This is a genomic window from Streptomyces sp. NPDC048349 (genome assembly GCF_040651925.1).
GTDB lineage: Bacteria > Actinomycetota > Actinomycetes > Streptomycetales > Streptomycetaceae > Streptomyces.
In genome coordinates, this window is sequence record NZ_JBEZLA010000006.1 from 18,295 (window position 1) to 35,366 (window position 17,072).

Annotated in this window: 3 protein-coding genes; all 3 read right to left on the reverse strand. The window is 73.3% G+C overall.

All coding sequences use genetic code 11. From position 1 onward, the window contains the following. Positions 1 to 12: 12 nt before the first annotated feature. From AB0D44_RS05855 to AB0D44_RS05865, 3 genes are read right to left on the reverse strand one after another with little or no spacing between them, the layout of a single operon-like run. Positions 13 to 789, reverse strand: coding sequence for an arylamine N-acetyltransferase (locus AB0D44_RS05855; protein WP_362584949.1), 777 nt, complete (start codon positions 787 to 789; stop codon positions 13 to 15). Positions 790 to 803: 14 nt separating this feature from the next. Continuing rightward, a complete protein-coding gene (locus AB0D44_RS05860) occupies positions 804 to 11,453 on the reverse strand; it encodes a type I polyketide synthase (protein WP_362584951.1) in 10,650 nt (3,549 codons plus the stop codon). 50 nt (positions 11,454 to 11,503) lie between these two features. Further along, positions 11,504 to 17,008 (reverse strand): SDR family NAD(P)-dependent oxidoreductase, encoded by a 5,505-nt coding sequence (locus tag AB0D44_RS05865; RefSeq protein ID WP_362584954.1) that lies wholly within the window; start codon positions 17,006 to 17,008, stop codon positions 11,504 to 11,506. Positions 17,009 to 17,072 lie beyond the last annotated feature (64 nt).

The following is a 17,072-nucleotide window of genomic DNA, read 5'->3' on the forward strand; positions in this document are numbered from 1 at the left end:
GGGAGTGCAGATTCAGCTGAGCGGGCCGGACACAATGCTGTCGATCAGTGCCCGGTGCTCTTCGTCATCCATGATCGTGCGCACCTGTTCACGGCCGTCGCGGACCGTCAGGTAGCGCCGCTGTTTCATGACGACCTGACCGTTCTCGAAAGTGCGACCGCACAGGACTTCTTTGTCGTCGTGCCGTTCCGGATCCGACAGGATTCCCCGGAAGCTGTCTTCCAGTTCCTTCCAGTCGTCCCATTCACGGGCTTTCAGCGTGAAGGTGTAGACGACGCTCCACCGCGTCACCGCTCCCCGGCGCTGCAGGGCGATGTCGGATCCGTTGTCGACCAGCCGGAACTGGCTGCCGTACTGGGACTGGACCGCGTCGCAGACGCGCAGCGGCTCCATGTAGGAGGGGCCGGGGTAGCCCACGTCCACGAGCCAGTCGTCGCCGTCCAGGGACACGCGGTTGAACATGTGCTCCACGCCGATCCCGAAGGTGTCCCAGCCCAGGGCGGTGCTGCCCGCTATCAGCGTGACGTCGTAGCCGAGCTCGCGCAGCAGCCGGAAGAACATCCGGTTCAGGTGGTAACACGCGCCGCCCTGCCCGTTGATGATGGTCTTCTCGAACATCGCGTCCTCGTCGAGGTCGACGATGTCGATCCCGTCGCCGAGGTCGTAGGCGAAGCTGTTGTACGGAAGCGCCATGAGGTGGCTCTTGTGCAGCTTGCGCAGCGTCGCGAGGTCCACCCCGGTTTCCCCGTCGCAGCCGATGCGCCGGAGGTACCTGTTCACGTCGAACATGTCATCACCCTCTTTCAGACGGAGATCGCTACGGGATGGGCGGCCTGCTCGCCGCACATCAGCTCGTGCAGGTACCCGGCCAGCAGTCCTGGCGTCGGGTAGTCGAAGACGAGGTTCGGGGAGAGCTTCGTCTCGGTGATGTTGCGGAGCCGGTTGCGCAGCTCGATGGCGGTCAGGGAGTCGAAGCCGATCTCGAACAGCCCCTGGTCCGCGTCGAAGTGGTACGTCGGGCTGTAGCCCAGGACGGCGGCCACCTGGGCCCGCACCAGGTCGAGCAGCACCTGCGCCTGCTCGGGGGCGGACAGTGCGGACAGCCGCTCGGACAGTCGGCGGGGGTCCTCGCCGGCGCCCGCCGCCTGGACCTGCTGGCGGCCCGCACGCACCAGGCCGCGCAGCAGGTGGGGGACTCCCCCGCCCGTGGCCTGCGTGCGCAGGGTCCGCAGGTCCAGCTTGACGGGCACGAGCAGCGCGTGGGCGGAGCCCGCGGCGGCGTCGAAGAGCTCCATGCCCTCCGCCGGGGAGATCGGCAGCAGACCGCCGCGCCGGTTCATCCGGTTGCGGGTGAGGTCGTCGATGTGTTCCGCCATGCCGTTGGTCTGCTCCCACAGGCCCCAGGCCAGTGACAGACCCGGCAGGCCCGCCGCCCGGCGCTCGGCCATCAGACCGTCCAGGAAGGCGTTCGCCGCCGCGTAGCTGCCGCTGCCGGCGCCCATGAACACCGCCGAGACGGACGAGTAGACGATGAAGGCGTCGAGGTCCAGGCCCCGGGTCAGCTCGTCGAGGTGGCGCACCGCGTCCACCTTGGGCGCGAAGACCCTCGCCAGGCGCTCCGGGGTCAGCATCCCGATCACGCCGTCGTCCGTGACACCGGCCGTGTGCACGACTCCGGTCAGGCGGTGCTCGGCCGGCACGGACGCCAGCAGGGCTTCCACCTGGCTGCGGTCGGACACGTCGCAGGCGACCACCGATACGGCGGCACCCTGCTCGGTCAGCTCGGCGACCAGGGCGTCCATGCCCTCGGCAGCCGAGCCGCGGCGGCTGGCCAGCATCAGGTTCCGTACGCCGTGCCGCGCGACCAGGTGGCGGGCCACCAGGCCGCCCAGCGAACCGGCGCCCGAGACCAGGACGGTGCCTTCCGGCCCGAACACGGCCGGAGCGTCGGGGACCTGGTCGGCGACCCGGGCGAGCCGGGGTACGGACAGGGCCGCCGCGCGCACCGCGACCTGCGGCTCGCCGCTGGCCAGCACCGCTGCCAGCACCTCTTCCACCGGGCCTTCGGCGGCGGGGTCGGTGTCCAGCAGGATGATCCGGTCGGGGTTCTCCGCCTGCGCGGCGCGTACCAGACCCCACACCGCCGATCCGGCCGGGTCGGTCACCGTGTCCTCACCGCCCGCGGGCACCGCGCCCCGGGTCGCGATCACCAGCCGCGACTCCTCCAGCCCGGTCCCGGCCAGCCAGCACTGGACGACTTCCAGCACCTGGGAAGCGAGGCCCAGGACCGCGTCCTCATCCCCGGTGTGGCCGCTGACGGCTTCCATGACCGCCAGTGCCGGCGCCTGTGCGCCCGATTCCACGTCATCGGCCAGAGTCGCCACCTGTTCCGCGGTGGCCACCGCCACCCATGACGGTGCGGGCTCCGCCCGCTGCGTCAGGGGCAGTTCGGTCCACTTCACCTGGAACAGCGCGTCGGCGCCTGCCGTGGCGGCGGCGGTCTCCAGCTGCTCGGTGGACACCACGCGGCCCACCAGCGAGTCCATCGTGACGACCAGGCCGCCGGTCTCGTCCGCCGCCTGGAACGACATCGCGTCGTCCTCGTTGCGTGCGATGCGCACGCGCAGCACCGAGGCACCGGCCGCGTACAGCTCGAGCCCGTTCCACGCGAACGGCAGCTGGAGCTCCTGGTCGTCCTCCTCGCCGTCGACGTTGCCGTCGGCGGCCGCTGCGGCGGCGGTGAGCATCGCCGAGTGCAGGGCCGCGTCCAGCAGCGCCGGGTGGATGCCGAACCTCTCGGCGTCCTTGCGGTGCTCCTCGGGCAGGGCGACCTCGGCGAAGAGTTCCTCGCCGCGGCGCCATACCGCCTGCACGCCCTTGAAGGCCGGGCCGTACCCGTACCCCACCTCGGCGAGCCGGCCGTAGCCGCTGGTGATGTCCACCTGCTGTGCGCCGGGCGGGGGCCAGGCGGCGAAGTCGAATCCGGCGCCGCTGCCGTTGGCCCGCACCGTGACGGCCAGCATGCCGGTGGCGTGCCGGGTCCACGCGTCCGCGCCGCCCTCGTCACCGGCGTCCTCGCGCCGGGAGTACACGTCCACCGTGCGCGAGCCGGTCTCACCCGGTCCGCCCACCACGACCTGGACGCGTACGCCGCCCTGCTCGGGCACCACCAGCGGCGCCTCGATCACGAGCTCTTCCAGGACCCCGCACCCGGCCTCGTCACCGGCCCGCACGGCGAGCTCGACCAGCCCGGTGCCGGGGACCAGCACCACACCGCGGACCCGGTGATCGGCCAGCCACGGGTGCGTCCGCAGCGACAGCCGCGAGGTGAAGATGAACCCGTCGGAGTGCGGCAGCTGCACCACCGCGCCCAGCATCGGGTGATCGGCGCCTGCCAGTCCCAGGGACGCCGCGTCGGTCGGCTGCCCGGCCGACCGGAGCCAGTAGTGCTGGTGGTCGAAGGCGTAGGTCGGCAGGTCCACGCGCGTGGCCGGCCGCGGCAGGACGCCGCTCCAGTCCACGGGCACGCCGCGGACGTACAGTTCGGCCATCGAGGCGAGCAGGCGGCGCAGGCCGCCGTCCTCGCGGCGCAGCGAACCGGTCACCACGACATGGGCCTCGGCGTCGTCGACGGTCTCGGTGATCGGCTGGACCAGCACCGGGTGGGCGCTGACCTCCACGAACACCCCGTGGCCCTGCTCCAGCAGCGCGGCCACGGCCGGGCCGAAGCCCACCTGCGCGCGCAGGTTCCGGTACCAGTACCCGCCGTCCAGGACGCCGGCGTCCTCGATCCAGGTGCCGGTGACCGTCGAGAAGAAGGGGATCCTCGGTGCCTGCGCGCCGACCCCGGCCAGTTCCTCCGCGAGGGCGTCGCGGATGTCCTCCACGTGCCGGGTGTGCGAGGCATAGTCCACCGCGACGCGGCGCACGCGGACGCCTTCGCCGGACAGCGCCTCCAGCGCCTCGTCGAGTGCCGCGGCGTCTCCGGCGATCACCACGGAGGTCGGGCCGTTGACGGCGGCGACCTCGACGCGGTCCGCCCACGGCTGGATGCGTGCCAGCGCCTCGTCGGCGCCGAGCGCGACCGATGCCATACCGCCGCGTCCGGCGAGCTCCGACGCGATCACCTGGCTGCGCAGCGCCACGACGCGCGCCGCGTCCTGCAGGGACAGGGCGCCCGCGACGCACGCGGCGGCGATCTCACCCTGCGAGTGGCCGAGGACCGCGTCGGCCTTGACGCCGACCGATTCCCAGACCGCCGCCAAGCCCACCATCACGGCGAAGCTCGCCGGCTGCAGGACGTCGACCCGCTCCATCAGCTCGGGCTCGGTCTCACCCCGCAGGACATCGATCAGCGACCAGTCCACCCACGGCTCCAGAGCAGCCGCACACTCCGCGATCCGCTCCGCGAACACCGGAGAGGCCTCGAGGAGTTCACGGCCCATGCCCGCCCACTGCGAACCCTGCCCCGGGAACACCCACACGACCTTGCCCGGCGCACCCGAGCCGGCGCTGCCGGACACGACACCGGGCGCGCTCTCGCCGCGCGCCAGCGCCCGCAGGCCGGTCAGGACGTCCTGATCCGAGTCGGCGACGATGACCGCGCGCTCACCGAACACGGCGCGGCCCGACACCAGCGCCCCGGCCACGTCGGCCGGCGACACCCCCTCGGCTCCCTCGACGAATTCCGCGAGCCGTGCGGCCTGCCGCGCGAGCGAAGCGGCGTTCCGGGCGGAGACCACCAGCGGCACCGCACCGGCGGGCGCCTGCTCCGCGGAGACGGCGGGCTCGGCGGCCTGCGCCGGCGCCTCTTCCAGGATCAGGTGCGCGTTCGTTCCGCTGATGCCGAACGAGGACACACCGGCACGGCGCGGACGGCCGGTGCGCGGCCACTCCCGGGCCTCGGTCAGCAGTTCCACCGCACCGGCGGACCAGTCCACCTGGCTCGTGGGCGCGTCCACGTGCAGCGTGGGGGGCATGACGCCGTGCCGCAGCGCCTGCACCATCTTGATGACACTGGCGACACCGGCCGCGGCCTGCGAATGACCGATGTTCGACTTCAGGGAACCCAGCCACAGCGGCTGCTCCGGATCGCGGCCCCGCCCGTAGGTCGCGAGCAGCGCCTGCGCCTCGATCGGGTCGCCCAGGGCCGTACCGGTCCCGTGGCCCTCGACCACATCGACGTCGGCCGGGGAGAGGCCCGCGCTGTCCAGCGCCCGGCGGATCACCCGCTGCTGGGAGGGACCGTTCGGAGCGGTCAGACCATTGGAGGCGCCGTCCTGGTTCACCGCGCTGCCGCGCAGGACCGCCAGCACCCGGTGGCCGCGCTCGCGCGCCACCGACAGCCGCTCCAGCGCGACCACGCCCACGCCCTCGGCCCACCCGGTGCCGTCGGCGCCGTCGGCGTAGGACTTGCAGCGCCCGTCACGGGCCAGGCCGCGCTGGCGGGAGAACTCCACGAAGGTGCCCGGGGACGCCATGACCGTCGCGCCACCGGCCAGCGCCATCGAGCACTCGCCCTGGCGCAGGGCCTGCGCGGCGAGGTGCATCGCCACGAGCGACGAGGAGCAGGCGGTGTCGATGGTGACCGCCGGGCCCTCGAAACCGAACACGTACGAGACACGGCCGGACGCCACGCTCGCCGCGGACGCCGTGGCCGCGAAGCCCTCCAGCTCCGGCGCCTCGCCGGCGCCGGCGCCGTAGCCCTGGCTGGACACGCCGGAGAACACGCCGACGTCGGTGCCCTTGAGCGAGGCCGGGTCGATCCCCGCCTGCTCCATGGCCTCCCAGGAGGTCTCCAGCAGCACGCGCTGCTGGGGGTCCATCGCCAGCGCCTCGCGCGGCGAGATCCCGAAGAAGGCCGGGTCGAAGAGCCCCGCACCGCGCAGGAAGCCGCCCTGGCTGGTGTACGAGGTGCCCGTGCTCTCGGGGTCCGCGTTGAACAGGCCGTCCAGGTCCCAGCCGCGGTCGTCGGGGAAGGAGGACATGCCCTCGCGGCCCTCGAACACCATCTGCCACAGGCCTTCGGGGTCCGTGACACCGCCCGGCAGGCGGCACGCCATTCCGACGATCGCGATGGGTTCGTCGGGATCGGCGACGGCCGCCACCGCCGTCGCGGGGGCGCTCGCCACCGTGTCACCGAGCTCGTCGCGCAGGTAGCGAGCGAGCGCCAGCGGGGTCGGGTAGTCGAAGACCAGCGTGGCGGGAAGCTTCAGACCGGTCTCCTCGCGCAGCCGGTTGCGCAGTTCCACCGAGATGAGCGAGTCGAACCCGGCGTCCTTGAACGCCGTCTCCGCCCCGACGCCCCCGGGCCCGGTGTGCCCGAGCACGAGGGCGACCTGGGCGCGCACCAGCTCGAGGAGCAGGGCCTCCTGCTCCGCCGCGTCGAGCCCGGCCAGGCGGCGGACCAGTCCGCCGTCCCCGGCGGAGGCCGCCCGCGCGAGCTGCCGTCCCACGCGGACCAGACCCCGCATCAGCGGCGGCACTCCGGCGCCGGCCGCGGCGTCGGCCCGCACGCTGCGCAGGTCCAGCTTGACCGGCACCACCAGCGCCTGTCCCGAGGCCACGGCGGCATCGAACAGGTCCATGCCCTCCGTGGCGGATATCGCCTGCACACCGCCGCGGCTCATGCGCGCCTGGTCGGCGCCGCTGAGGTGGGCGGTCATACCGTTGATCTGCTCCCACAGGCCCCAGGCGAGCGAGAGGCCCGGCAGGCCCGCCGCGCGGCGGCCGGCGACCAGCCCGTCGAGGAAGGCGTTCGCCGCGCCGTAGTTGCCCTGGCCGGCGGATCCGAAGACACCCGACGCGGACGAGAACACGACGAACGCGTCGAGGTCCAGGCCGCGGGTCAGCTCGTCGAGGTGCCGCACCGCATCCACCTTGGGCGCGAACACCTTCGCCAGGCGCTCCGGGGTCTGCGCCGCGATCACGCCGTCGTCCAGCACACCGGCGGTGTGCACGACACCGGTCAGGCGGTGCTCGGCCGGAACCGATGCCAGCAGCGACTGCACCTGGGTGCGGTCGGACACGTCGCAGGCCACCACCGATACGGCGGCACCCTGCTCGGTCAGCTCGGCGACCAGGGCGTCCATGCCCTCGGCAGCCGAGCCGCGGCGGCTGGCCAGCACCAGGCTCCGTACGCCGTGCCGCGCGACCAGGTGCCGGGCCACCAGGGCGCCCAGCGAGCCGGCGCCCGTGACCAGGACCGTGCCGTCCGGGCCGAACACGGCCGGAGCGTCCGGGACCTGAGCGGCGGTGCGGGCGAGCCGGGGAACCGACAGCACCGTGCCGCGTACCGCGATCTGCGGCTCGTCGGCCGCCAGGAGCGCGCCCAGCAGCGACTGCACCTCGCCCTCGCCGGCGGGGTCGGCGTCGATCAGGACGATCCGGTCCGGGTTCTCGGCCTGCGCGGCGCGCACCAGACCCCACACCGCCGAACCGGCCGGGTCGCCCAGCGCACCGTCCCCGGCGGGAACCGCGCCGCGCGTCACGACCACCAGCCGCGACTCCTCCAGCCCGCTCGCGGCCAGCCAGGCCTGGACGGCCTCCAGGACGCGGGAGGTCAACGCCAGTACGGCGTCCTCGCCTTCGCCGCCGACCGCTTCCAGCAGCGCCACGGCGGGCGCGTCGGCGTTCTCGGCCAGGGCGTTGACGTCATCGGCCGTGCTCACCGTCACCCACGACGGCGACGGCTCCACGCCCTGCGCCGCGGCGAGTTCGGTCCACTCCACCTGGAACAGCGAGTTGGCGGTGACGGTGTCCGCCGCCGTCTCCAACTGCTCCGTGGACACCGGCCGGGACACCAGCGAGTCGAGCGTCACGACCAGGCCGCCGGTCTCGTCCGCCGCCACCAGCGTCACCGCGCCGGGCCCGCCGGGCGCCATGCGCACCCGCAGGGCCGTGGCACCGGCGGCATGCAGCTCCAGGCCGTTCCAGGCGAACGGGAGCACCGGCTTCCCGGCGTCCTCGGCCGCCGTGTCCGTGGGGGCGCCGAACATACCGGTGTGCAGGGCCGCGTCCAGCAGCGCCGGGTGGATGCCGTACCGCGCGGCGTCCTTGCGCTGGTCCTCGGGCAGGGCGGCCTCGGCGAAGAGCTCCTCGCCGCGCCGCCACACGGCGCGCAGACCCTGGAAGACCGGGCCGTAGCCGTAACCGCTCTCGACCAGGCCGGGGTAGAAGTCCCCCACCTCGACGGGCTGGGCGCCCGGCGGCGGCCAGGCGGTGAAGTCGAACCCGGCGGCGCTGCCGCCCGCCTGGCCCGTGGCCGACAGCATGCCGGTGGCGTGCCGCGCCCACATGTCCGCGCCGGCCTCGCCGACGGCGTCCTCGCGCTGGGAGTACACGTCCACCGTGCGCGAGCCGTTCGCACCGGCGCCGCCCACGGCGACCAGTACCCGTACGCCGCCCTGCTCGGGCACCACCAGCGGCGCCTCGATCACCAGCTCCTCGAGGACGCCGCAGCCGACCTCGTCACCGGCGCGCACGGCCAGCTCGACCAGCCCGGTACCCGCGACGAGCACCACACCGCCGACCCGGTGGTCGGCGAGCCAGGGGTGGGTCCGCAGCGACAGCCGTGAGGTGAAGACCAGCCCGTCCGACTGCGGCAGGCGCACCACCGCACCCAGCAGCGGGTGGTCGGCGGTCGCCTGTCCCAGCGACGCGGCGTCCGTGGCCTGCGCGGCGGGCTCGAGCCAGTAGTGCTGGTGGTCGAAGGCGTAGGTCGGCAGGTCCGCCCACGCGGGCCCGGCCGTCCGCGGCAGCATGCCGTTCCAGTCCACGGCCACGCCGCGGACGAACAGCTCGGCCACCGAGGTCAGCAGCGTCTGCTCTTCCGGGCGGCCGTCGCGCAGAGCCGCGATGCACACCACCTCGGCGCCCGCGGCGCTCGCCGTCTCCTCCACCAGACTGGTGAGGGCCGCCGGTCCCATCTCCACGAACAGCGCGCCGCCGAACTCCACGGCGGCCGCGATCCCCTCGGCGAACCGCACCGGCCGGCGCACGTGCCCGGCCCAGTACTGCGGGTCGGCGAGCTCACCGGGCCCGGCCAGCCGGCCGGTCACGTTCGAGACCACCGGAATGACCGGTGTCTGCCAGGCGACGCCGGTCAGCTCGGCCGCGAACTCGTCCAGCATCGGCTCCATGCGCAGGGAATGGAACGCGTGCGAGACCGCCAGCCGCTTCGTCTTGTGTCCCCGCTCGCGCATCCGGTCGGCCGCGGCGAGGACCACCTCCTCCTCACCGGAGAGGACCACCGAGGACGGGCCGTTGACCGCCGCGATCTCCACGCCCTCACCGAGCAGCCCGGAAACCTCTTCCTCGGTGGCCGCCACCGCGACCATGGCCCCGCCCGGCGGCAGCGCCTGCATGAGCCGGCCGCGGGCCGCGACCACCCGCGCCGCGTCCTGCAGCGACAGCGCACCCGCCGCGTGGGCGGCGGTGATCTCGCCGACCGAATGCCCGATCACGGCGTCGGGCCGCACTCCCCAGGACTCGACCAGGCGGAACAGGGCGCTCTCCACCGCGAAGAGCCCCGCCTGCGTGAACACCGTCTGGTTGAGGAGTTCGGCGCTGCCGTTCACCTTGCCCAGGACGACGTCCCGTACCGGGTGGTCGACCCACCCGGCCAGCTGGGCGTCCAGCTGCTCACACGCCTCGTCCAGCGCCTGGGCGAACACCGGATACCGGTCGTACAGCTCCTGGCCCATGCCGACGCGCTGCGAGCCCTGGCCGGGGAACACCCACACGACCTTGCCCGGCGTACCCGTGCCGGCAGCGCTGCCGGTCACCACACCGGGCGCGCTCTCGCCGCGCGCCAGGGCCTGCAGCCCGGCCAGCGCCTCCTCGTCCGAACCGGCGAGGACCACGGCGCGCTCGCCGAGCAGCGCACGGCCCGACACCAGCGCCCCGGCGACGCCCGCCAGCGGCACCCCGCCGGCAGCGGTCTCCACGTACGACGCCAGGCGCCCGGCCTGACCCGCGAGCGAACCGGCGCTGCGCGCCGACACCACCAGCGGCACCACCCCGGCGGAAGGCGCCCCGGCGGGCAGCGCCTCGTCGACGCCCTGCTCCGCCTCCTCCGGCGGCGCCTCCTCGAGGATCACGTGCGCGTTCGTGCCGCTCACGCCGAACGAGGACACACCGGCGCGACGCGGCCGACCGTTCTGCGGCCACTCCCGGGCCTCGGTCAGCAGCTCCACCGCGCCCTCGGTCCAGTCCACCTGCGTCGTGGGCTTGTCCACGTACAGCGTGGGGGGCATGACCCCGTGCCGGATCGCCTGCACCATCTTGATGACACCGGCCACGCCGGCCGCGGCCTGCGTGTGACCGATGTTCGACTTCAGGGAGCCCAGCCACAGCGGCTGCTCCGGGTCCCGGCCCTGGCCGTAGGTCGCCAGCAGCGCCTGCGCCTCGATCGGGTCGCCCAGGGCCGTTCCGGTGCCGTGGGCCTCCACCACGTCCACATCCGCCGGCACCAGTCCGGCGTTGGCCAGCGCCTTGCGGATGACCCGCTGCTGCGAGGGGCCGTTCGGCGCGGTCAGGCCGTTGGAGGCACCGTCCTGGTTCACGGCGCTGCTCCGCAGCACCGCCAGCACCTGGTGCCCGCGCTCGCGCGCCACCGACAGCCGCTCCAGTACGACGACACCCACGCCCTCGGCCCAGCCCGTGCCGTCCGCGCCGTCCGCGAACGCCCTGCACCGGCCGTCGCCGGCGAGGACCCGCTGCCGGGAGAACGCCACGAAGGTGCCGGGCGTCGCCATGACGGTCGCGCCGCCGGCGAGCGCCATCGAGCACTCGCCCTGCCGCAGGGCCTGCGCGGCCAGGTGCAGCGTCACCAGCGAGGACGAGCAGGCGGTGTCCACGGTGACCGCCGGGCCCTCGAGGCCGAGCACGTACGACACGCGGCCCGAGGCCACGCTCGACGCTCCACCCGTGCCCGCGAAGCCCTCCAACTCCGGCGGGATCGCGCCGACACCGGCCCCGTACCCCTGGGTGAACACCCCGGAGAACACACCGACGTCGGTGCCCTTCAGCGAGACCGGGTCGATGCCGGCGCCCTCCAGCGCCTCCCAGGAGGTTTCCAGCAGCAGCCGCTGCTGCGGGTCCATCACCACTGCTTCACGCGGGGAGATCCCGAAGAACCCCGCGTCGAAGAGCCCCGCACCCTGAAGGAAGCCACCCTGATCGGTGTAGGACGTACCCGCGTGGTCGGGGTCCGGGTCGAACAAACCCTCCAGGTCCCAGCCACGGTCCTCGGGGAAGGAGGACATCGCGTCCCGGCCCTCGGACACCAAGCGCCACAAGTCCTCCGGCCCCGTCACACCGCCGGGGAACCGGCACGCCATCCCGACGATCGCGATCGGCTCGTCGGCGTGGCGCGAGCCCTGCTGACGCAGGGTGTGCAACTCGGTCGTGACGCGCTTGAGGTACTTGAGGAGTTTTTCGTCCGTGGCCATTCTTTAGTCCTTACGAAGGTTTGATGGAACCGCAAAGCATTGAACTGGTTTTAGATGAGCCCGAATTCACCGTCGATGAAGTCGAAGATTTCATCGGCGGACGCGGATTCCAGTTGCTCCGCCACCGTGGAGGCGTCCGTCGCCTCGAGCACTCCGTTGCACCTAGCCACCAAACCCTGAAGACGAAGGGCGATACTAGATTTCTGGTCGAGGGGCAGACCAGTGATCAGCGCCTCGACGTCCTCGATCTTCGCGGTCACACGAGAAAGCACGTCGTCGCTGGTCCCGAGCTCGTCCCGCAGGTAGCGGGCGATGGCCAGCGGGGTGGGGTAGTCGAAGACCAGCGTGGCCGGAAGCTTCAGACCGGTCGCCTCCCGCAGCCGGTTGCGCAATTCCACCGACGTGAGCGAGTCGAACCCGGCGTCCTTGAACGCCATGTCAGCGCGGACGCTTTCCGCCCCGGCGTGCCCGAGCACGACGGCGACCTGAGCGCGCACCAGATCGACGAGCAGTGCTTCCTGCTCTGCCGCGGGAAGTCCCGCCAGACGGTCGGCCAGACCGCCGTCCGTGGCGGACGCCGCCCGGGCGACCTGTCGCCCTGGCCGGACCAGGCCCCGCATCAGGTGCGGGACCCCCGCGCCGGCTGCGGCCTGGGTGCGCAGCGTCCGCAGGTCCAGGTGGACCGGCACCAGCAGCGTCTGCCCGGACGCGGCCGCGGCGTCGAACAGCTCCATGCCCTCCGCCGCCGTCATCGCCAGCACACCGCCGCGGCTCGCCCGCGCCTGGTCGGCCCCGCCCAGGTGGGCGGTCATGCCGGTGGCCTGCTCCCACAGGCCCCAGGCGAGCGACTGCCCGGGCAGGCCCGCCGCGCGGCGGACCGCCATCAGCCCGTCGAGGAAGGCGTTCGCAGCGCCGTAGTTGCCCTGGCCGGCGGATCCGAAGACGCCCGACGCGGACGAGAACACGATGAACGCGTCGAGGTCCAGGCCGCGGGTCAGCTCGTCGAGGTGCCGCACCGCGTCCACCTTCGGTGCGAACACCTTCGCCAGGCGCTCCGGGGTCTGCGCCGCGATCACGCCGTCGTCCAGCACACCGGCGGTGTGCACGACACCGGTCAGGCGGTGCTCGGCCGGTATCGAGGCCAGCAGGGCCTCGACCTGGGCGCGGTCGGACATGTCGCAGGCCACCACCGATACGGCGGCACCCTGCTCGGTGAGCTCGGCGACGAGGGCGTCCATGCCCTCGGCGGCGGGACCCTTCCGGCTCGCCAGCACGAGGCTCCGTACGCCGTGCCGCGCGACCAGGTGCCGGGCCACGAGGGCGCCCAGCGCACCGGCGCCCGAGACCAGGACGGTCCCCTGCGGTGCGAACACCGCCGGAGCGTCCGCGACCTCGCCGCCGGCCCGCACCAGGCGGGGGACGAAGAGGGTGGTTCCGCGCACGGCGACCTGCGGCTCGCCACCGGCCAGCACCGCGCCCAACACCGGCTCCACATCGCCGTCGCCGGCCGGGTCGGCGTCGATCAGGACGATCCGGTCCGGGTTCTCGGCCTGCGCGGCGCGCACCAGACCCCACACCGCCGCTCCGGCCGGGTCGCCGACCACGCCGTCACCGGCGGGAACCGCGCCGCGGGTGACCACGACCAGCTGCGACTCCTCCAGCCCGCTCGCGGCCAGCCACGCCTGGACCGCCCCCAACACACGGGAGGTCAGGGCCAGTACCTCGCCCTCGCCGTCAGCGCTGCCGACGGCCTCCAGCAGCGCCGCCGTCGGGACCACGCTCTCGGCCAGGGCGGCCACGTCGTCGGCCGTGCCGACCGGCATCCACCACGGCGAAGTCGCCGCGCCGTCGGCCGCCGGCAGTTCGGTCCACTCGACCCCGAACAGGGAATCGGAGGTGGCGGTGTCCGCCGCCCTCCCGAGCTGTTCGAGGGACACCGGGCGGGAGACGAGCGAGTCCATCGTCAGGACCAGCCCGCCGGTCGCGTCGGCCGCCTCGACCGACAGGCCGTCCTGGCCCGTCGGGGCCAGCCGGACACGCAGGTCGCAGGCACCCACGGCGCGCAGGACGAGCCCGTTCCAGTCGAGCGGCTGCCGTACAGGTTCCCCGGCAGCCGCATCCGCAGCGATGGTCCCGGCCTGCAGGGCCGCCTCCAGCAGCGCCGGGTGGATACCGAACCGGCCCGCCTCCTTGCGCTGCTCCTCCGACAGAACCGCCTCGGCGAAAAGCTCCTCGCCACGGCGCCACACCGCCCGCAGACCCTGGAACGCCGGACCGTAGCCGTACCCGCGCTCGGCCATATCCGAGTAGCAGTCCCCCAGCTCGACCGGCTGAGCACCGGCCGGCGGCCAGGCCGCGAAGTCGAACCCGCTGCCACCCGCACGATCCGAAGCGGACAGCACACCGCCCGCGTGCCGCGTCCACACGTCCCCACCGGCAGCGTCCTCGCGCAGCGAGTACACCTCCACCGTCCGCGAACCGTTCTCACCCGGACCACCGACCGCGACCTGGACCCGCACACCACCGTGCTCGGGCACCACCAGCGGCGCCTCGATCACGAGCTCGTCCAGGACGCCATAGCCGAACTCGTCGCCGGCCCGCACCGCGAGGTCGACGTAGACAGCGCCGGGGACGGTCACCGCACCGCCGATCGCGTGGTCGGCGAGCCAGGGGTGCGTCCGCAGCGAGAGCCGCGAGGTGAAGACCAGCCCGTCGGACTGCGGCAGCTGCACCGCCGCTCCGAGCAGCGGGTGATCGGCTCCGGCCAGGCCCAGGGAGGCGGCGTCGGTGGCCGACTCGCCCGGCTGGAGCCAGTAGTGCCGGTGGTCGAAGGCGTAGGTCGGCAGGTCCACACGGGCAGCCGTCCGCGGCAGGACGCCGCTCCAGTCCAGGGCCACCCCGCGCACGTACAGTTCCGCCATCGAGGCGAGGAGCCGGCGCAGGCCGCCGTCTTCGCGGCGCAGTGAACCGGTCACCACCGCATCGGTCTCGGTGTCGTCGGCGGTCTCGGTGATCGGCTGGACCAGCACCGGATGGGCACTGACCTCCACGAACACCGCGTGGCCCCGAGCCATCAGCTCCGCGACGGCCGGGCCGAAGCCCACCTGACCACGCAGGTTGCGGTACCAGTAGCCGCCGTCCAGGACGCCGGCGTCGGCCACCCAACCGCCGGTCGCGGTCGAGTAGAACGGAATCTTCGGCGCCTGCGCATCGATCCCGGCGAGGGCCTCGGCGAGCGCGTCGCGGATGTCCTCGACGTGCCGGGTGTGCGAGGCGTAGTCCACCGCGACCCGCCGGACCCGGACACCCTCGCCCGCCAGCGTCTCCAGGGCCTCGTCCAGGGCCTGCGCGTCACCGGCGATCACGACCGAGGTCGGACCGTTGACGGCCGCGACCTCCACCCGGTCCGCCCACGGCTGGATACGGACGACCGCCTCGGCCTCGCTCAGCGCGACCGAGGCCATACCCCCACGCCCGGCCAGGTCCTTGGCGATGGCCTGGCTACGCAACGCCACCACACGCGCCGCGTCTTCCAGGGACAGGGCGCCCGCCACACACGCAGCGGCAATCTCACCCTGCGAATGACCCAGCACCGCATCCGGCTTGAGGCCCACGGACCGCCACACCGCCGCCAGACCCACCATCACGGCAAAGCTCGCCGGCTGAAGGACATCGACCCGCTCCATCAGCCCGGGCTCGGTCTCACCCCGCAGGACATCGATCAGCGACCAGTCGACGAACGGCTCCAGAGCAGCCGCACACTCCGCGATCCGCTCCGCGAACACCGGCGAGGAGTCCAGCAGTTCACGGCCCATGCCCGCCCACTGCGAACCCTGGCCCGGGAACACCCACACGACCTTGCCCGGCGCAGCGGAACCCGTGCTGCCGACGACGACACCGGGGGCGTTCTCCCCCTGCGCCAGCGCCCGCAGCCCTGACAGGGCGTCCTCGGCCGAATCGGCCACGACCACCGCACGCTCACCGAAGACCGCACGCTCCGACACCAGGGCCCCGGCCACCGACGCCAGCGAGACGCCGTCATTGCCCTCGATGAACTCGGCGAGCCGCTCGGCCTGCCCGGCGAGGGAGGCGGCGCTGCGCGCCGACACCACCAGCGGCACCACACCCGCGGGCGCCGCGTCCGCCGAGGCGGGCTCGGTCTCCTCCGACGGCGCCTCCTCCAGGATCAGGTGCGCGTTCGTTCCGCTGATGCCGAACGAGGACACGCCGGCCCGGCGCGGCCGGTCCTCGACACGCGGCCACTCGCGCGGCTCCGTCAGCAGCTCGATGCCGCCCTCGGACCAGTCGACCTGGGTCGTGGGCGCGTCCACGTGCAGGGTCGCCGGGAGCAGCCCGTGCCGCAGCGCCTGCACCATCTTGATCACACCGGCCACGCCGGCCGCGGCCTGCGTGTGGCCGAGGTTCGACTTCGAGGAGCCCAGCCACAGCGGGCGCTCGGGGTCCCGGCCCCGCCCGTAGGTGGCGAGCAGCGCCTGGGCCTCGATCGGGTCGCCCAGGGTCGTACCGGTGCCGTGGCCCTCGACCGCGTCCACGTCGGCCGGGGAGAGTCCGGCGTTGGCCAGCGCCTTGCGGATGACCCTCTGCTGCGAGGGGCCGTTGGGCGCCGTCAGGCCGTTCGAAGCTCCGTCCTGGTTCAGCGCGCTGCCGCGGATGACGGCCAGCACCCGGTGGCCGCGCTCGCGCGCCACCGACAGCCGCTCCAGCAGCACCACTCCGACGCCCTCGGACAGGCCCATGCCGTCCGCGCCGTCCGCGTACGCCTTGCACCGTCCGTCGCCGGCCAGGCCGCGCTGCCGGGAGAAGGCCATGAAGGTGCCGGGCGTCGCCATCACCATCACACCGCTGGCCAGGGCCATAGAGCAGTCGCCCTGCCGCAGGGCCTGCGCGGCCAGGTGCATCGCCACCAGCGAGGACGAGCACCCGGTGTCGACCGACACCGCCGGGCCCTCGAAGCCGAATACGTACGACACCCGGCCCGACGCCACGCTCGACGCCGTCGCCGCGCCCGCGAAGGCCTCCAGCTCCGGAGCGACCGCGCCTCCACCGGTTCCGTAGCCCTGGTTGGACACGCCGGAGAACACACCGACGTCGCTGCCCTTCAGCGAGACCGGGTCGATGCCGGCGCCCTCCAGGGCTTCCCAGGAGGTCTCCAGCAGCAGCCGCTGCTGGGGGTCCATCGCCAGTGCCTCGCGCGGGGAGATGCCGAAGAACCCGGCGTCGAAGAGGCCCGCACCCTGAACGAATCCACCCTGGCTGGTGTACGAGGTACCCGCGCTGTCGGGGTCCGGGTCGATCAGGCTTTCCAGATCCCAGTGACGGTCGTCGGGGAACTCGGAGACGGTGTCGCGTCCGTCGACCACCAGCTTCCACAAGTCCTCGGGCGAGGACACACCACCCGGGTAGCGGCACGCCATGGAGACGATGGCGATGGGCTCCCGCGCCTGGTCCTCGACCTCGCGCAGCCGCTTGCGGGCATCGCGGGCGTCGGCGATGGCCCTCTTGAGGTAGTCGCGGAGTTGTACCTCGTCAGCCACTGAATTCAGCTCCCAGGAAATCGATGTGTGCGTTGCTGTGGGTGGTGGGGGTGTTGGTGGGGTC

Coding starts and splice junctions, on each gene's coding strand:
- AB0D44_RS05855 (WP_362584949.1), bottom strand. CDS start 789: ATGTTCGACGTGAACAGGTACCTCCGGCGCATCGGCTGCGACGGGGAA.
- AB0D44_RS05860 (WP_362584951.1), bottom strand. CDS start 11,453: ATGGCCACGGACGAAAAACTCCTCAAGTACCTCAAGCGCGTCACGACC.